General features: G+C 61.9%; 18 protein-coding genes, 2 tRNA genes and 1 pseudogene. 5 read left to right on the forward strand and 16 right to left on the reverse strand.

The window, feature by feature from the left end; translation table 11 throughout:
• The 9 genes and pseudogenes from ACTCHC_RS07380 to ACTCHC_RS07420 all read right to left on the reverse strand — a co-directional run.
• Positions 1–181: pseudogene (locus ACTCHC_RS07380) on the reverse strand (ribonuclease E/G); the annotation flags it as partial.
• Positions 178–756: a Maf family protein gene (locus tag ACTCHC_RS07385; RefSeq protein WP_463021843.1), complete on the reverse strand. Its 579-nt coding sequence runs from the start codon at positions 754–756 to the stop codon at positions 178–180. The pseudogene ACTCHC_RS07380 and the gene ACTCHC_RS07385, both read right to left, overlap by 4 nt.
• Before the next feature lie 7 nt (positions 757–763).
• Entirely contained in the window at positions 764–982 is a 219-nt protein-coding gene (gene infA, locus ACTCHC_RS07390; RefSeq protein ID WP_007205486.1) for a translation initiation factor IF-1, read from the reverse strand.
• A 109-nt stretch (positions 983–1,091) separates the two neighbouring features.
• Positions 1,092–1,574, reverse strand: coding sequence for an arsenate-mycothiol transferase ArsC (locus tag ACTCHC_RS07395; protein WP_463021844.1), 483 nt, complete (start codon positions 1,572–1,574; stop codon positions 1,092–1,094).
• Complete coding sequence (locus ACTCHC_RS07400) at positions 1,567–2,046, reverse strand: UPF0262 family protein (protein WP_463021845.1); 480 nt, start codon at positions 2,044–2,046, stop codon at positions 1,567–1,569. The genes ACTCHC_RS07395 and ACTCHC_RS07400 overlap by 8 nt, the downstream gene beginning before the upstream one ends.
• 70 nt (positions 2,047–2,116) lie before the next feature.
• The gene (gene hisD / locus ACTCHC_RS07405) at positions 2,117–3,430 is read right to left on the reverse strand and encodes a histidinol dehydrogenase (protein ID WP_463021846.1); all 1,314 of its coding nucleotides are present in this window, start codon (positions 3,428–3,430) and stop codon (positions 2,117–2,119) included.
• A gap of 66 nt (positions 3,431–3,496) precedes the next feature.
• Positions 3,497–3,970 (reverse strand): DUF2948 family protein, encoded by a 474-nt coding sequence (locus ACTCHC_RS07410; protein WP_463021847.1) that lies wholly within the window; start codon positions 3,968–3,970, stop codon positions 3,497–3,499.
• On the reverse strand, positions 3,967–5,235 hold the full coding sequence (gene murA, locus ACTCHC_RS07415; RefSeq protein WP_463021848.1) for a UDP-N-acetylglucosamine 1-carboxyvinyltransferase: 1,269 nt from the start codon (positions 5,233–5,235) through the stop codon (positions 3,967–3,969). The genes ACTCHC_RS07410 and murA overlap by 4 nt, the downstream gene beginning before the upstream one ends.
• A gap of 11 nt (positions 5,236–5,246) precedes the next feature.
• Positions 5,247–5,387, reverse strand: a complete 141-nt coding sequence (locus ACTCHC_RS07420; RefSeq protein WP_463021849.1) for a hypothetical protein — start codon at positions 5,385–5,387, stop codon at positions 5,247–5,249.
• 84 nt (positions 5,388–5,471) lie between these two features.
• Here ACTCHC_RS07420 and ACTCHC_RS07425 point away from each other — a divergent pair.
• Positions 5,472–5,546 (forward strand) — tRNA-Thr (locus tag ACTCHC_RS07425).
• Between the two features lie 63 nt (positions 5,547–5,609).
• On the opposite strand, the gene panC is transcribed toward ACTCHC_RS07425, so the two are convergent.
• Entirely contained in the window at positions 5,610–6,446 is an 837-nt protein-coding gene (panC, locus tag ACTCHC_RS07430) for a pantoate--beta-alanine ligase (RefSeq protein ID WP_463021850.1), read from the reverse strand.
• The gene (gene panB, locus ACTCHC_RS07435) at positions 6,443–7,279 is read right to left on the reverse strand and encodes a 3-methyl-2-oxobutanoate hydroxymethyltransferase (protein WP_463021851.1); all 837 of its coding nucleotides are present in this window, start codon (positions 7,277–7,279) and stop codon (positions 6,443–6,445) included. Before panB ends, panC begins: the two co-directional genes overlap by 4 nt.
• A 131-nt stretch (positions 7,280–7,410) precedes the next feature.
• Between panB and nadA the strand changes: the two genes are divergently transcribed.
• From nadA to panD, 4 genes are read left to right on the forward strand one after another with little or no spacing between them, the layout of a single operon-like run.
• On the forward strand, positions 7,411–8,460 hold the full coding sequence (gene nadA / locus ACTCHC_RS07440) for a quinolinate synthase NadA (RefSeq protein ID WP_463021852.1): 1,050 nt from the start codon (positions 7,411–7,413) through the stop codon (positions 8,458–8,460).
• Between the two features lie 9 nt (positions 8,461–8,469).
• Positions 8,470–10,059 carry an L-aspartate oxidase gene (locus ACTCHC_RS07445; RefSeq protein ID WP_463021853.1) on the forward strand — a complete coding sequence of 530 codons (1,590 nt, stop codon included), beginning with the start codon at positions 8,470–8,472 and terminating at the stop codon, positions 10,057–10,059.
• A complete protein-coding gene (gene nadC, locus ACTCHC_RS07450) occupies positions 10,056–10,910 on the forward strand; it encodes a carboxylating nicotinate-nucleotide diphosphorylase (RefSeq protein ID WP_463021854.1) in 855 nt (284 codons plus the stop codon). The genes ACTCHC_RS07445 and nadC overlap by 4 nt, the downstream gene beginning before the upstream one ends.
• Before the next feature lie 56 nt (positions 10,911–10,966).
• Positions 10,967–11,374 (forward strand): aspartate 1-decarboxylase, encoded by a 408-nt coding sequence (panD, locus tag ACTCHC_RS07455; RefSeq protein WP_463021855.1) that lies wholly within the window; start codon positions 10,967–10,969, stop codon positions 11,372–11,374.
• 9 nt (positions 11,375–11,383) lie between these two features.
• On the opposite strand, the gene ACTCHC_RS07460 is transcribed toward panD, so the two are convergent.
• The 5 genes from ACTCHC_RS07460 to ACTCHC_RS07480 form a co-directional block, all read right to left on the reverse strand.
• Complete coding sequence (locus tag ACTCHC_RS07460) at positions 11,384–11,611, reverse strand: hypothetical protein (protein ID WP_463021856.1); 228 nt, start codon at positions 11,609–11,611, stop codon at positions 11,384–11,386.
• 178 nt (positions 11,612–11,789) lie between these two features.
• Positions 11,790–13,697, reverse strand: coding sequence for an acyl-CoA synthetase (locus ACTCHC_RS07465; protein ID WP_463021857.1), 1,908 nt, complete (start codon positions 13,695–13,697; stop codon positions 11,790–11,792).
• Between the two features lie 146 nt (positions 13,698–13,843).
• Complete coding sequence (gene lysM / locus ACTCHC_RS07470; protein WP_463021858.1) at positions 13,844–14,272, reverse strand: peptidoglycan-binding protein LysM; 429 nt, start codon at positions 14,270–14,272, stop codon at positions 13,844–13,846.
• Positions 14,273–14,339: 67 nt separating this feature from the next.
• Entirely contained in the window at positions 14,340–16,136 is a 1,797-nt protein-coding gene (locus tag ACTCHC_RS07475) for an ABC transporter transmembrane domain-containing protein (RefSeq protein WP_463021859.1), read from the reverse strand.
• Positions 16,137–16,335: 199 nt separating this feature from the next.
• Positions 16,336–16,409 (reverse strand) — tRNA-Gly (locus ACTCHC_RS07480).
• Between the last annotated feature and the right edge of the window lie 207 nt (positions 16,410–16,616).

Raw genomic sequence — 16,616 nt, forward strand, 5'->3', positions numbered from 1 at the left:
GTTTCAGAAAGACACCGCCCTGCCCCTTGACCTGGCGATCGACCACCGCCCGGAAAATGGCGCCCGGCCCGATGATGCCTGTCGGCGGGTCGATCAGCAGATCCTGCAAACGGCCGTCCACCATCAGCGCGGCGGCGGCACGATCCGCAAGATGGTCCAGAATGACGATACGCCCCTTCATGACAAATCCTTATAGAGCGGATACCCGGCAGCGGCCAACAGCAGCGCGGTTTCCGCCAGCGGCAAGCCGACCACCGCAGAGAACGATCCGCTGATCCAGGGCACAAAAGCCCCGGCGCGGCCCTGAATACCATAGCCGCCCGCCTTGCCATGCCATTCACCCGACATCAGATAAGCGTTCAATTCATCATCGGACAGGCGCTTGAATTTCACCGCCGTCACCACATCGCGCCGCCAGATCCGCCCGCCCAGGCGCAACGCGACAGCCGTGATCACATTATGCCGTCGCCCGCCCAGCGCCAGCAGGAATTCTGCGGCCTGCCCGGCATCTTCGGGCTTGCCCAAAATACGCCGCCCCAGCGCAACGGTGGTATCGGCGCATAACACAAGATCGTCGTCTGCCGCAGACACGGCACGCAGCTTTTCCACCGCCATGCGTGTGCAATACGGGCGTGGCAATTCGCCCCGATGCGGTGTTTCGTCAATTTCAGGGGCGCATATGGCATCGGGCACCACGCCCAACTGCGCCAGCAGCTCAGCCCTGCGCGGGCTGGCAGACCCCAGGATCAGCCGCATCGGCAGATCACTTGAAGCGGTAATTGATCCGCCCCTTGGTCAGGTCATAGGGGGTCATTTCCACCTGAACCTTGTCGCCCGCCAGAACCCGGATCCGGTTCTTGCGCATTTTTCCTGCCGTATGTGCGATGATCTCATGGCCGTTTTCAAGCTCGACCCGGAATGTCGCGTTCGGCAGGAGTTCCTTGACGACACCGGGAAATTCGAGCAGTTCTTCCTTGGCCATGGTCACTCCAGCATTGTTTTGCCCGCCAAGATGCGAGCGTGGCCTTAAATGCGCCCGATGCGGGGGGTTTTCAAGGGTCAATCGGCCTCGACCGGCCCGATATGGCCTTTCAGGCCGATACCGCACCTGCCTGAGGGGGGCCAAAGCGGGCAACCAGATGTCGGCGGATCTGGTCCCGGGTCTGGCGATAGGCCGCCAGTTTGTCGTCGCGAGTTTCTCCGATTCCGGTGGGGTCCATGATCGGCCAGTATTCGACATCCAGATGGAAATAGCGCGTCAGCTCCAGCGCGCGGCGCTGGCTGGCGGGCGACAGCGCCACCACAAGATCAAAGCCCGACAGATCGTCGCCCCATTCTTCCATCTCATCGAATGACCGCGCCTGATGGCGCTCCAGCGGCACACCGATCTCGGCGCAGACGGCAATGGCAAAGCCGTCGGTTTCCAAATCGTTGCGCACCCCCACAGATTGAACAAAAAAACGCTGCCCATACATCTGCTTGGCAAGCGCCTCGGCCATGGGTGATCGGACAGCGTTGTGATCGCAGCAAAAAAGCACCGAGGAAGGCAAGGCCTTGTCCACTGCGTCACCCATCCAGATTGAGAACGCAGATCAGGGTGAACAGCCGCCGCGCTGTGTCTATATCCAGCTCGGCCTTGCCCTCCAGACGCTCTTGGACAACACGCGCGCCTTCGTTGTGGATACCGCGCCGGGCCATGTCGATCGCCTCGATCCTTGCGGGGGGCAGCTTCTTGACCGCGTCGAAATAGCTTTCGCAGATCATGGTGTAGTCTTTGACCACCTGCCGGAACGGCCCGCGCGACAGGTGGAACTCGGCCAGATCGCTGCCGTCCTCGGCCTTGACATCGAACACCAGCCGCTTGTCGCGGACGGACAGGAACAAATGATACGGCCCCTCTGGCACCGCTCGTCCGTCGCGGGCCGGCAGGGCAAAGGAATTATCTTCCAGCAGATCGAAGATCGCCACCCGACGTTCCTGTTCGATCTCGGGCGTGGGTGCCGGAAGGCCGGTATCGTCAATTTCTATGCGGGTCAGGCGGCTCATGTAAGGCCCCTTTCAAAGAATACCCTGTGCGGCACTTCGTGCCCAGCGCCGGTCAGCGCCGTTTCCCCGGTCATTCCCCGCCCCTGTCATTGAGACGGTCCAGCCGGGCGCGCACCGACAGGCCGTGGGCTTGCAAACTTTCCGATATCGCCAGCCGTTCGGCCGCCGGACCGATTGCACGCAATGCCTGCGGCGTCATCCGCGCCAGCGTCGTGCGTTTCAAGAAATCCATCACCGACAGGCCCGATGAAAACCGCGCCGATCGGGCGGTGGGCAGCACATGGTTCGGCCCGCCGACATAATCGCCAATCGCCTCGGGCGTCCACTGGCCCAGAAAGATTGCCCCGGCATGGGTAATTTTGGTCGCCAGCATCTCGGGGTCGGCCACGCAAAGTTCCAGATGTTCAGGCGCGATGCGGTCCGACAACGCCGCCGCCTGATCCAGCGTTTCAACAACGATTACTGCGCCGTTGTCGCGCCAGCTGGCCCCGGCGATGGCCCGGCGTTCCAGCGTTTTCAGCCGCCGCTCTACCGCCATCGCCACCGCCTGCCCGAAACCGGCATCATCGGTGATCAGGATTGACTGCGCGCTTTCGTCATGTTCCGCCTGTGACAGCAGATCCAGGGCGATCCAGTCCGGGTCGTTATCGGCATCCGCGATTACCAGAATTTCGGACGGCCCGGCGATCATGTCGATGCCGACCTTGCCAAACACCCGCCGCTTGGCCGCCGCGACAAAGGCATTGCCCGGCCCGGTGATCTTGTCGACCGGTGCGATGGTCGCGGTGCCATAGGCCAGCGCAGCAATCGCCTGCGCACCGCCGATCCGGTATACCGTTTCAACACCCGCCAGCCGCGCGGCATACAGCACCAGCGGGTTCACCACCCCGCCCGGCGTGGGCGCACAGATCACCAGCCGCGCGACACCAGCCACCTGCGCCGGGATTGCGTTCATCAGCACCGATGACGGATAGGATGCCAGCCCGCCCGGCACATACAGCCCCGCCGCCGAAACCGGCGTCCAGCGCCAGCCCAGCGTGGCGCCGTCAGGGTCTGTCCAGCTTTGGTCGCCGGGCATCTGGCGCACGTGATAGGCGCGGATGCGATCTGCCGCCAGCTCCAGCGCGGCGCGATCAGCGGCTGACACCCTGTCGCATTCAGCATCCATTTGAGCCGCCGAAAAGGCCAGTGTTTCCGGGGTCAGCGTCAGCTTGTCAAACTTCGCGGTCAGTTCGAGCACAGCCGCATCACCGCGCGCGCGCACATCCGCGATGATCGCCGCCACGGTGTCGTCCACATCCGGCGCATCTTCACGCTTGGCCGACAAAAGCGCGCCGAAACGGGCCTCGAAATCGGTATCGGATATGCTCAGAAACTGCGGCATGACAAACTCCTTCCCGACCGGACATAGCCCCAAGACCGTGATGCCTCAAGCCTGCTTTGATCAGGATCAGGGGTGATCGGGAGCCTTCCGGGACGGCGCGATATAGGGCCGCGTGACATCTTTCAGCGTCACATCCAGGCAATCCACATCCAGCGCGATGGCCCCGTCGCCCGCCAGCGTCAGAACCACGCGGCCGGTTCCGTCCTCACCCGGCTCGAACCCTACAGACAACAGCGACAGAATCGTATCGGCATCGCGTGTGATACCTTGTGTGGCCACATGCAGCACATCGTCGAAGGCCAATACCGCACGCACCCGTTCAAATGGCCGCCCCCGCGCCTGGGCGGTCTGCCGGTCCTCCCAGCGAAAACGGTTCAACAACAACGCGAATCGGCGCGCGCCCCTTTGAAAGGTCATTTCAGAAGCCGGAAACACGGAATCCTGCACCAGCGCAGAAACAATCTGCAACCCCTCGGCATCATCGGCCTTCAGGCAAAGCGGGGCCTCATCGGCATCCTCGAAACGCGCATCTTCGGTCATTGGCCAGTTATCCGTTCGATTTGGGCACCGCAGGCACCCAGTTTTTCCTCAACCCGTTCATAGCCGCGATCCAGGTGATACACCCGGCTGACCACGGTTTCGCCCTCGGCTGCCAGCCCGGCCAGTATCAGCGATACCGATGCCCGCAGATCGGTGGCCATGACAGGCGCGCCTTTCAAACGGTCAACACCCGTCACGGTGGCATGTCCGCCATGCACATCGATCTTTGCGCCCATGCGGATCAGTTCGGGCGCATGCATGAACCGGTTTTCGAAGATCTTTTCTTCCAGCACGCTGGTGCCTTCGGCGGTGCACAGCAGCGCCATCATCTGTGCCTGCAGATCGGTCGGAAAACCGGGGAACGGCTCGGTGATTACATCCACCGCGTTCACGCGCCCATTGCGGCGGCTGACCTTCAGCCCGCGCGGGGTTTGCTCGACACTCACACCCGCCGCATCCAGCTTTTCCGCAAAGGCCGCGACCAGATCCAGCCGCCCCCCCAGACATTCGACCGTGCCGCCGGTAATGACCGGGGCCAGCATATAGGTGCCCAGTTCGATCCGGTCGGTCACAACGGCATGGGTGGCCCCGTGCAGACGGTCCACGCCCTGAATCGTGATCGTGGGGGTGCCTTCGCCGTCAATCTGCGCGCCCATCTTGCGCAGGCATTGTGCCAGATCGACGATTTCAGGTTCACGCGCGGCATTTTTCAAAACGGTCGTGCCCTTGGCCAATGTCGCGGCCATCAGCAGGTTTTCGGTAGCCCCCACCGACACGAACGGAAATTCGAACACGGCCCCCTTCAGCCCGCCGGGCACCTTGGCATGGATATAGCCATCGCGCAGGTCCAGATCCGCCCCCAGTGCCTGCAACCCCTTCAGGTGCAGATCGACCGGACGCGCACCGATGGCGCACCCGCCCGGCAGCGACACAACTGCATGACCGTCCCGCGCCAGCATAGGCCCCAGCACCAGAATCGAGGCACGCATCTTTCGCACGATGTCATAATCCGCCGTGTGGCTGGTCAGATCGTGGCTGGACAGCGCCAGCACCTGCCCCGATTGCAGCGCCGACACCTCGGCCCCCAGCGATTGCAGCAGCGTGGTCATCGTGCGGATATCCGACAGACGCGGTGCATTGGTCAGCGTCAGCGGCTCGTCCGACAACAGCGTGGCCGGCATCAGCGTCAGACAGGCGTTCTTGGCGCCGGCGATCGGGATTTCCCCGTTCAGGGCCGCGCCCCCCCTGATGACAATCGAATCCATCTGCTTTGCCCCTATTCCCCGTCGCCACCTGCCTTGCGCTGACGCAACTGCGCCTTGCGCCGGGCAAGATTGGCCTTCAACGCCTGTTTCAACCGTTCCTCACGGCTGTCGGGCGATTTCGGCTCTTTCGATTTGCGGGGTTTTTTGTCCATGCGGCCTGTGTAGCGCAGCAGCCCGAAACCGTCCAGATAGCCCTTGCACCACCGGCGGTTTGAGTCTAATCAGCCGCCCACGATGCTGTGGTAGCTCAGTGGTAGAGCACACCCTTGGTAAGGGTGAGGTCGAGAGTTCAATCCTCTCTCACAGCACCATCTCCCCTGCCAGATCAAATTCCAGCGGCACGTGATGCCCCGGCACGGGTAGCGCCAGGAAAATCAGACGCTGATATTGTCGATCAGGCGCACCCCGCCCAGCCATGCGGCCACCAGCAAGCGCGCCGGTTCATCAATAACGGTCATCGGACGCAACCCGTTTTCACTGCGCAGTTCCAGATATTCGACCTGCTCGAACCCGGCGGCCAGAATCCCGGCACGGGCGGCTTCGATCACCGCGGCCACCCCTTGCCCTCCGCGAATGGCGAAGGCGGCGCGCTCCAGCGCCTGATACAGCGCAGGCGCAATCGCGCGCGCCTGCGCATCCAGCCTGGTATTGCGCGACGACATGGCCAGGCCGTCGGCTTCGCGCACCGTTGCACAGCCCAGAACCTGAACCGGCAAATTCAGATCCTGCGCCATCCGGCGCACCACCTGAAGCTGCTGGAAATCCTTTTCACCGAAATAGCCGCGATCGGCGCCCGTCTGCAGGAACAGCTTGGCCACCACGGTTGCGACGCCATCGAAATGGCCGGGCCGATGGGCACCGCACAGCCCGTCCGATACGCCGCGCACAGAAACGGTGGTGTCGAACCCGGTTGGATACATTTCCTCGGGCGCGGGAATATACAATGCATCCACCCCCAGCGGGCGCAGGATACGGGCGTCGGACTCTTCGGTTCTGGGGTATTTGGCCAGATCGTCCGGATTGTTGAACTGGCGCGGGTTCACGAACAGGGTGACGATCACCCGGTCGGCACCCTGCCGCGCCGCCTGTACCAGGCTCAGATGTCCATCATGCAGCGCCCCCATGGTGGGCACCACGGCAACACGCGCACCGCTGGCGCGCCAGTCACCTGTAATGTCACGCAACTGCGCGACGGTTCTGATGATCTTCATTTCGTGCCTGCGGGTTTGTCGGAAAAGACATGCGAGTCGTCAGGAAAGGCGCGGGCGCGGACCTCTTGCGCATAGGTCTGGATTGCGCTGGCCGCATCGGCCCCCAGTTCGGCATAGCGTTTCACGAATTTGGGGCGAAAATCGGTGAATTGCCCCAACATGTCATCCACGACAAGTATCTGCCCGTCACACCCCGCCGAAGCCCCGATGCCGATGGTCGGGATGGCCAGACGCGCGGTGATATCATCGGCCAGTTGTGCAGGAACCTTTTCCAGGACCACGGCGAAGGCCCCGGCGCGTGCAACGGCATCGGCATCGTCCATGATACGGGTTGCATCGGCCCCCCGCCCCTGCACCTTGTAGCCGCCCAGCACGTTCACCGCCTGCGGCGTCAGCCCGATATGCGCCATCACCGGAATACCGCGATCGACCAGAAAGCGGATCGTGGGCTCCATCGTGGCCCCCCCTTCCAGCTTGACGGCCCCGGCGCCGGTTTCGGCCATCAGGCGGGCCGCATTGGCGAAGGCCTGCGCGGGCCCTTGTTCATATGACCCAAAAGGCATGTCTACCACCATGAAGGCATGCTCCAACCCGCGGGCGACTGCCTGACCATGCAGGATCATCATCTCCATCGTGACGCCCAGCGTCGAGGGCAGACCATGCAAGACCATCCCCACACTGTCGCCCACCAGAACCAGATCACAGTCGCGATCGACCAGCCGCGCCACCGGCGTGGTATAGGCCGTCAGGCAAACCAGAGGAGTTGCGCCCTTGCGCGCGCGGAAATCCTGCGGCGTCAGGCGTTTTGTCGTGTTTGTGGCGCTCAATTCCATCCCCAGCTTGACCTCGGGTCAGCGGGCTTATATCGCTGCGGCGCAACAGTGCCAACCCCGCGCCAGATGTTTGCGGTTCCGGCCGGTCTTAACCGTATGCCGATGTTTGTCTTCCCAAAGGAACGGTCCCATTGCTCGACTTGACACCAATGCGCCAGACGCTTGCCGAACAGTATGATCTGCAGCCCTCGATCGAACTGGCCGAGGCCACGAACGACATCTACCAGCGTATGGCCCGTGTGGTCTCTCCGCCTGACTGGGCGATTTTCGCGCCCTATGTCGTTGCGATCAACGCGCTGAAAAAAGAACGCAACGCAGTCATCCTGGCCCATAATTACATGACGCCGGAAATCTATCACGGGGTGGCCGATTTCGTGGGCGACAGCCTGCAACTGGCAATCAAGGCGACCGAGGTCGAACAGGATGTGATCGTGCAATGCGGCGTACATTTCATGGCCGAAACATCCAAGATCCTGAACCCCGGCAAAACCGTCCTGATCCCCGACATGGCGGCGGGCTGTTCACTGGCCGAAAGCATCACCGCCGAAGGCGTGGCGCAGATGCGCGCCCAATACCCCGGCGCGCCGGTCGTGTCCTATGTGAACACCACCGCCGAGGTCAAAGCCGCATCCGATATCTGCTGCACCTCGTCCAACGCGGTTCAGATCGTCGATGCGATGGAGGGCGACACCGTCATCATGACGCCCGATCAGTTTCTGGCCCAGAACGTGGCCGCGAAATCGAAAAAGAAGATCGTCTTCTGGGCCGGGTCCTGCATCGTGCATGAACTTTATACCCCCGAAGATTTGCGCGACTATCGCGCCAGCGACCCCGATCTGAAGATCATCGCCCATCCCGAATGCACCCCCGCCGTGGTGGCCGAGGCCGATTTCACCGGATCGACCAGCGGCATCATCGACTGGGTGCGGCGCAACAAACCCGCCAAGGCAATGCTGGTGACCGAATGTTCGATGGCGTCGAATATTGCGGATTCCCTGCCCGAGGTCGATTTTGCCAAGCCCTGCAACATGTGCCCCTATATGAAAAAGATCACGCTGGAAAAAATCCTGTGGTCGCTGCACAGCATGTCCGAACAGCTCGAGGTCGCGCCGGAACTGGCCGATCGCGCCCGCCTTTCGGTGCAGCGCATGATTGATCTGTCACGCGAACTGGGTATCTAGGGCGCCACCGTGCAACAGATCACAACCGATCGGGTGATTGTGGTGGGGGCCGGGCTGGGCGCGCTGTATGCCGCGCTGCAGCTTGCCCCCTATCCGGTTTTGCTGATCTCACCCGAACCACTGGGCAAGGGCGCAAGTTCGGCCTGGGCGCAGGGCGGTGTGGCTGCCGCGATGGACCGCGCCGATTCCCCGGCCCGACATGCCGCCGATACCCTGCGCGCGGGGGCCGGAATTTCCGACCCGGCGGTCGCCACACAGGTGACGGATGCGGCCCGCCATCACGTGCTGGATCTGACCCGGCTGGGCACCCCGTTTGATCGCGACGATACCGGCGCTTACATCCTGTCGCGTGAAGCCGCCCACAGCACCGCGCGTGTTGTGCGGATCGGCGGCGATCAATCTGGCGCTGGCATCATGCGCACCCTGATCGACCGGGTGCGCGCCGCGCCATCGGTTCAGGTTCTGGAAGGTGTGGCCGCAACCGGCCTGCGGACCGTGGGTGGACAGGTAACCGGGGTGCGCATTGAACGCAGTACCCCCGGCGGATCGCAACCGGTGCTGGTCTCGGGGGCGGCCTATCTGCTGGCGGGCGGCGGGTCAGGCGGGCTTTATGCGCTGACCACCAACCCCGCGCGCATCCGTGGCCAGGTTCTGGGCATGGCCGCGCGTGCCGGGGCCGTCGTGGCGGATGCCGAATTTGTCCAGTTTCACCCCACCGCCATCGCCAGCGGCGAAGACCCCGCCCCCTTGGCAACCGAGGCCCTGCGTGGCGACGGCGCCATCCTGATCAACAATCGCGGCGAACGGTTCATGCTGGCGGTTCATCCCGATGCCGAACTGGCCCCGCGTGATATCACAGCCCGCGCCATTTTCGCGCAGACCCAGGCCGGGCTGCACCCGATGCTGGATACCCGCACGGCCATCGGCCCCGCGATCCTTACCCATTTTCCCGCCGTCGCCGCCGCCTGCCTGCGCGCGGGCATCGACCCGGTGCAATCGCCGATTCCTGTCGCCGCGGCGGCCCATTTCCATATGGGCGGTGTGCAGACCGATGCGCAGGGCCGCACCAGCCTGGGCAATCTTTGGGCCTGCGGCGAAACCAGCGCCACCGGCCTGCACGGCGCCAACCGGCTGGCGTCGAACGGATTGCTGGAGGCGCTGGTCTTTGCCCGCGCCTGCGCCCAAAGCATCGCAGATCAGCTGGGGCACAAGGGCGTTCCAGCCGCCCCGGTTCAGGTTGAATTTCCCGGCGCCGGGAAACCGGTTGACGAACAGGCGGTCACCACCCTGCGCGAGACGATGACGCGCCATGTGGGCGTTGTGCGCACCGATATGGGGCTGCGTCAGGCCCTGGCGGTGATCGCCGATCTGGAAGCCGCCCAACACGATTGCCCCAATTTCCTGAACATGACCGCCACGGCGACACTTATCGCCGCCTCGGCTTTGCAGCGCCGGGAATCCCGTGGGGCCCATTTCCGCGAAGACTATCCCGCATCCGACCCCGCCCAGGCCCGGCGCAGCCGCATGACGCTGGAGCAGGCCGTTGCGTTGCGCACCGAAATTCGCGACAAGGCGCGCATTGAAAAGGAAGCGCTATGACAATCGATCCCGCTGCCCTGCCCGATCTGATACTGGAACCGATGGTGCGCCACGCATTGCTGGAAGACCTGGGCAGCTATGGCGACATCACCACGCGGGCCGTCATGCCCCGCGATGCCCGCTATGCCGCGCGCCTGAACGCCCGCGAAGACGGCATTGTATCAGGCATGCAGATCGCCCGGATCGCCTTTCATCTGGTCGATCCGGAACTGCGGATAACCCAGCACATACCCGACGGCACCCCCTGCCGCGCTGGCGATCTGCTGATGGAAATCGACGGCAGCGCCGCCTCGATCCTGGCCGCTGAACGGGTGGCGTTGAATTTTGCCGGGCGCATGTCGGGGATCGCCACCCTGACCGCGGCCTTTGTCGAACAGGCGGCAGGCACGACCACCCGCATCACCTGCACCCGCAAGACAACACCCGGCCTGCGCATTGTTGAAAAGCAGGCGGTTCTGCATGGGGGCGGCTTCAACCACCGTTTTGGTCTGTCGGATGCGATCCTGATCAAGGACAATCACATCGCGGCCGCAGGCGGGGTTCATGCGGTGCTGACCGCCGCGAAAGCCGCCGCATCGCATATGGTCCGGGTCGAGATCGAGGTCGACCGTCTGGACCAGTTGGAACAGGTTCTGGAAACCGGCGGCGCCGACATCGTGCTGCTGGACAATATGGATACGCCCACGTTGAAACGCGCCGTCGGCCTGTGCCACGGCAAGGTGCTGACCGAAGCATCGGGCAATATGAAACTTGACCGGATTGCCGAGGTCGCCTCGACCGGCGTCGATTACATATCGACCGGCGCCCTGACCCATTCGGCCAGAACGCTGGACCTTGGGCTGGATTTCTAAGGCAGGCCCGAACCAGATCTTCAATGTGGCGGCATATGGCCGCGAAAGGAGTTAAGATGCGCAAGATCGTTGCTGGAAAGCTGCACGGCATCTATGTGACTGACGCCAATATCAATTATCACGGCTCGATCACGCTGGACCCCGACCACTGCGAACAGGCGGGCATTCTGCCGATGGAATTCGTCGAGATCTGGAACAAGAATTCCGGAGCACGGATTACCACCTATGTGATCTTGGGTGAACGTGGTTCAGGTTGCTGTGTGCTGAACGGCGCTGCCGCCCGCACCTGCCAACCCGGTGATCAGGTCATCATTTGCAATTCGGTCTATCTTGACGAATCCCAGATCACCGAGATCAAACCAAAGGTGCTGACCTTTGATCGCGAAAACCGCGTTCAACAGGTTCTGACCTATTCGGTCAATCGCGACGATCTGGGCCGCTATACATTCACGTTCTCGGAATAGGCGAATGGCTCAGCCGTGGCTTTCAAGCGAAAGGTCACGTGCCCGCCGCGCCATTGTGCTGCGCAGGCTTTGCAGCCCGACAATGGCGCAATATCCCGCAATTGTCAGAACAGTGCCGAGAATGCCAAACTTCATATAGGCCGTGAAGGCAGCCATCAGGCTTCCTCCGGCAATAAGCGTCGCAACGGCAGATGCGGCACCAACATAAACCCCCAGGATCAAAAAGCCGATAACCATGTCGAATTCCCCTTCGATTATGTCTTGGCGCGAAGGTTATTTTTCCTTCGTCATGATGACTTTCGGCGGGAAATGGGGCCACGCTGTGGCGCAATTGAAGCTGTGATATGGTCGTTTGAGAAAACTGTTAGTAAGTTGTCCCAAATGTCGGCTTTCTACCCTGAGATGTTTCGCGCAGCTATCCCCGCACGGGCGAAACCGTTTGCCAAGGGATCGTGAAAGCGCCCAGAACCTCGCTCATGCGTGCCTCGTCCGATGATGATTCTATGGCGATCTGCGCCACCAGCCCGCGCTTGCGATCTTCGACGACCTGCGCCACATGTGCGTTCAGCCCGGCTTCGGCAAGAACTTCATCATAGACCCTTCGAATGGCAAGTTTGCGCAGATCGGGCTTGAACACCTTTCCAACGGCAGTTTTGGGCAATTCGTCCAGAATTTCGACATGCTTTGGAATGGCGGCCCGTTCATGCACATGCTTGGCGGCAAAGTCGATCAATTCCTGTGCATCCACCTGCGCCCCGGCCACCAGTTCGACATAGGCGCAGGGCAGTTCACCGGCAAAACCGTCTGGCTGACCGATTGCGGCCGCGAAGGCCACCGCCGGATGTTCCAGCAAAGCCTCTTCGATCCCGGCAGGGTCGATGTTATGGCCGCCACGAATGATCAGATCCTTGGCGCGGCCGGTGATGAACAGATATCCGTCTGCATCCAGCCGCCCCAGATCGCCCGTCCGCAAATAGCGGCCCTCGGCATAAAGTCCCAGGTTCTTGGCTTCTTCCGTATAGGTTGATCCTTCGAAAACCCCGGGGCTCGACACGCAAATCTCGCCTATCTCATCCACTTCGCAGGTTCGGTCGATACTGCCATCCTTGGCCAGATGCAGGATGCGGACATCGGTATAGGGAAAAGGCAAGCCGACCGATCCGTGTTTCTTGATCCCGTCTGGCGGATTGATCGACACCAGGCAGGTGGCTTCGGTCAGGCCGTAACCTTCGCAGATATCCAGCCCGGTTGCTTGTCGAAAGCGGTTTATCAACTCGATGGGCAGGGGCGACGAGCCCGACAATGCCATCCGCAGGGAAGAAATATCGGCATTGACCGGGCGCTGCATCAGCGCGGCAACCGCTGTGGGCACGATGATGACAAAGGTTCCGCGCCAGCGTTCGACCAGTTTCCAGAAATTGTCGAAAACTCCCTTGCCACGATAGCCCTGCGGGGTCGGAAACACCACATGCGCGCCAGAACTGATGACCGACATCAGCACAGGATAGGCGGCGAAGACGTGAAACAACGGCAACGGGCAGATCAGCGTATCCCCGGGCACGAATAACAGCTCGTCGCCCAGCCAGCCGTTATAGACCATGCCGGACATCTTGTGCTGTGCCACCTTGGGCATGCCAGTGGTGCCACCCGTATGGAACATCGCCGCCACGCGGTCCTTGCCGGTTTCGGCAAAGGTCAGAGCATCGGCCGGCTGTCGGGCCATTTCGGCCCGCATGTCCAGCACCCGCGCCGAGTGGGCAATCCGGTTGGAAGGGCGAACAAACGGCACGATCCACCGCTTGGGCGCATCGAGATAGTGCAGAAGGTCAACCTCCAGCACTGTTTTGACATCCGGTGCCCAGGCCAGGGCCGCCGCAACTTTCTGCGCGACATCCGTTTGCGGAAAAGCCCTCAGCGTAACAACCGCCCGCGCCTTGGTTTCATGCAGGATCGCACCAATCTGTTCGGCGTCCAGCAACGGGTTGATCGGGTTCACGATCCCCGCAGTCGCCCCGGCAATCAGCGCCACGGCCATTTCGTTGCAATTGGGCAGAACACAGGCGATGACATCTCCCTGCCCGATGCCAAGGCTTCGAAACAGGTTGGCCGCGCGTGTCACTTCGGCATGGAAATCATCCCAATGCAGCGTTTCGGCGCGATCCTTCGGACCGGATTCAAGCTGAAAGGTGATGGCATTTCGCGGACCATTGGCTTTGCGTGTCCGTTCAAGCACCTGATAGATGCTGTTGGGCAACCCGCGTTCGGCCCAGCTGCATTCAGCTTCGACCGCGTCACGATCAGCGCGCGATGAATAATGTTCCATGGCTTCCTCCTCCCAAAGCCCATGAAGGCTTTATATGAAATTGGGGTGGGAATCGGCTTTTCGCAAGCGGGCATGGTATCCGCGACGTGACGTAAGATCGGTCCAGAGGCGTTTGCACACCTCTGGAATGTCGGTATTTTCATACCCTAAGCCTGAGGGATGCGCAGGACCTGGCCGGGGTAAATCTTGTCGGGATGGCTGAGCATGGGTTTGTTGGCCTCGAAAATCTCGGGATAGCGGCCACCCTTGCCCAATGTCTTTTCGGCGATCTTCCACAAGGTGTCGCCCTTGACGACCGTATGAAAAACCGGATCGGCACCACCGGCCTCATCCGCGACGGCGGCCACGCCTTCCACATTGCCGACGGCCAGAATAACCTTTTCCTTCATTTCCTGACTGACCGCCTTGCCGCTGACCTTGACCGTATCGCCATCCACGGTGATATCCAGCCCGCTGGCATCCAGCCCCAGATCGCTGATTTCCTTTTGCAGCGCGTCTTGCGCGGGGGCTTCGGCCGCCTCGGCGCGACCAGTCAGCTTCTTGCCGGCGCTTTTCACGAAATTCCAAAGGCCCATCTTACTCTCCTGTAAATGACATTGCAGGAAGACCGTAACAGCAATGCGGCCACCGGTAAGGGGGAATTCAGGCTGCTTCCGTCGCACCCGCGGTAAATTGCAGGCGCGCCAGACGTGCATAAAGACCACCCTCGGCCACAAGCGCCTCATGTGTGCCCTCCGCGATGATCCTGCCCTCATCGAACACGATGATCCGGTCGGCCTTTTTCACCGTCGCCAGACGATGCGCCACAATGATAGTGGTGCGATCAGCGGCCATCAGATCGACGGCCTTTTGCACCAGACGTTCCGATTCCGCATCCAGCGCCGATGTGGCCTCGTCCAGCAGCAGAACCGGCGCGTCGCGCAGAATGGCGCGGGCGATCGCGATGCGTTGTTTCTGACCGCCCGACAGCATGACCCCCCGTTCGCCCACCTGGCTGTCATAGCCATCAGGCAAACGCACCAGAAAGTCATGCGCGGCGGCGGCACGGGCGGCGGCCTCGACCTCGGCATCGGTGGCGTCGGGGCGCCCCAGGCGGATGTTTTCGCGGGCGGTATCGGCAAAGATCACCGGGTCTTGCGGCACCAGCGCGATATGACGGCGGAAATCGCTGCGCGCCATTTCTGTCAGCGGCACACCGTCCAGCGTGACCTGCCCTTCGGTCGGATCATAGAACCGCAGCATCAATTGAACGATCGTTGATTTCCCGGCCCCCGACGGACCGACCAGCGCCACGGTTTCCCCCGGCTGCACGGTCAGATTGATGCCCTCCAACGCGGCGGTATTCGGTCGGGACGGATAGCGGAAGGTCACATTGTCAAAGCTGATCGCGCCCTTCACCGGGCCAGGCAGCAAGCGGGGCCGGTCGGGGTCATTGACACTGTCCCGGGCATGAATGAGTTCAACAAGGCGCTCGGTCGCGCCGGCGGCGCGTTGCAACTCGCCCCAGATTTCCGACAGCGCGCCCACGGCACCGGCGACCATCACCGAATAGATCACGAATTGCACAAGCTCGCCGATGCTCATCATGTCGGCGCGCACATCGCGCGCCCCCACCCACAACACCCCGACAACACCCGAAAAGATAAGGGTGATCACGATCATCGTCATGATCGCGCGGGTTCCAATCCGCTTGCGGGCAGAACGAAACGATTTTTCGGTCACATCGTCAAAGCGGCCGCTGCTGCGGCCCTCGAAGGTAAACGCCTGCACCGTCTGAACCGATAACAACGCCTCGGATGCCGATCCGGATGAATTGGCGATCCAGTCCTGGTTTTCACGGCTTAGATTTCGCAACCTCCGACCCAGAACGATGATCGGCACGATCACCACCGGCACGACAAGCAACACAAGCCCTGTCAGCTTGGCCGATGTCATCATCAACAAAACCAGGCCACCAATCAGGATCAGCGCATTGCGCAAAGCGACCGATACCGAGGACCCGATCACCGACAGGATCAGCGTGGTATCGGTGGTGATACGCGACAGCACCTCGCCCGTCATGATGTTCTCGAAAAAGGCCGGACTCATCCCGATCATCCGGGCGAAAACCGCCTTGCGGATGTCCGCCACGACCCGCTCGCCCACAAGCGTGACCAGATAGTAACGCAACCCCGTGCCCAAAGCCAAAAGGCCGGCAATCCCGAGTGCGGCAAGGAAATACTGATCCAGCAACGCGGTCTGCTGGGTGCTGAACCCGTCCACCACCCGACGCACCGCCAGCGGCAAAACCAGCGATATCCCCGCCGTCAATACCAGCGCAACACCCGCCATCGTGACCAACCCGCGATAGGGCGCCACGAAGGGCATCAACTGCCGCAGCGCCCCGATACGCCGCGATTTCGCACGCTCCTCGGCGGTATGACTGTCCGTGCTGGCCATTGACTGATCCCGTCTGGTTTCGCCGCCCGACATAAAGGCTTGTGCCCGGCACAACAAGACAGCGATACCCGCAATCGCGGACCAATTGCCGCGCCCGGGCCAATTGTCGGCATGCCCCGCAATGAACAGTCGATATGGATTTCCCTGGCAAACGACTGAACCAGTCACCGGCCACAGGCCGATCGCGGATTTGGCAGGATGGAGCGGGCGGCGGGAATCGAACCCGCGTCTTTAGCTTGGAAGGCTAAGGTCTTACCATTACACAACGCCCGCGACGCGATGCAGATAACATCGATGGGCAGCAAACTTCAAGCCTATTCGGTTATTCTCGCCCTGCAGCACAGGCCCGGCTTTCAGGCCCATACCGCCTGAACACCGGACGCCCACACGGCATTATTGCGGTATACATCCCGCCTGTGTGCCGCTATTGGGTCACATCCTGTGCGGCCCGCGCCGCGATTGTCAGGCGCATATGCGCCA

This window comes from Actibacterium sp., assembly GCF_055134745.1.

Bases quoted from the DNA above. Each gene is read 5' to 3' on its own strand.
- hisD (WP_463021846.1), bottom strand. From the start codon at position 3,430: ATGCCGCAGTTTCTGAGCATATCCGATACCGATTTCGAGGCCCGTTTC.
- ACTCHC_RS07395 (WP_463021844.1), bottom strand. From the start codon at position 1,574: ATGGGTGACGCAGTGGACAAGGCCTTGCCTTCCTCGGTGCTTTTTTGC.
- ACTCHC_RS07465 (WP_463021857.1), bottom strand. From the start codon at position 13,697: ATGGAACATTATTCATCGCGCGCTGATCGTGACGCGGTCGAAGCTGAA.
- ACTCHC_RS07475 (WP_463021859.1), bottom strand. From the start codon at position 16,136: ATGGCCAGCACGGACAGTCATACCGCCGAGGAGCGTGCGAAATCGCGG.
- nadC (WP_463021854.1), top strand. From the start codon at position 10,056: ATGACAATCGATCCCGCTGCCCTGCCCGATCTGATACTGGAACCGATG.
- panB (WP_463021851.1), bottom strand. From the start codon at position 7,279: ATGGAATTGAGCGCCACAAACACGACAAAACGCCTGACGCCGCAGGAT.
- ACTCHC_RS07420 (WP_463021849.1), bottom strand. From the start codon at position 5,387: ATGGACAAAAAACCCCGCAAATCGAAAGAGCCGAAATCGCCCGACAGC.
- ACTCHC_RS07385 (WP_463021843.1), bottom strand. From the start codon at position 756: ATGCGGCTGATCCTGGGGTCTGCCAGCCCGCGCAGGGCTGAGCTGCTG.
- panC (WP_463021850.1), bottom strand. From the start codon at position 6,446: ATGAAGATCATCAGAACCGTCGCGCAGTTGCGTGACATTACAGGTGAC.
- ACTCHC_RS07410 (WP_463021847.1), bottom strand. From the start codon at position 3,970: ATGACCGAAGATGCGCGTTTCGAGGATGCCGATGAGGCCCCGCTTTGC.
- infA (WP_007205486.1), bottom strand. From the start codon at position 982: ATGGCCAAGGAAGAACTGCTCGAATTTCCCGGTGTCGTCAAGGAACTC.
- ACTCHC_RS07400 (WP_463021845.1), bottom strand. From the start codon at position 2,046: ATGAGCCGCCTGACCCGCATAGAAATTGACGATACCGGCCTTCCGGCA.
- lysM (WP_463021858.1), bottom strand. From the start codon at position 14,272: ATGGGCCTTTGGAATTTCGTGAAAAGCGCCGGCAAGAAGCTGACTGGT.
- panD (WP_463021855.1), top strand. From the start codon at position 10,967: ATGCGCAAGATCGTTGCTGGAAAGCTGCACGGCATCTATGTGACTGAC.
- murA (WP_463021848.1), bottom strand. From the start codon at position 5,235: ATGGATTCGATTGTCATCAGGGGGGGCGCGGCCCTGAACGGGGAAATC.
- ACTCHC_RS07460 (WP_463021856.1), bottom strand. From the start codon at position 11,611: ATGGTTATCGGCTTTTTGATCCTGGGGGTTTATGTTGGTGCCGCATCT.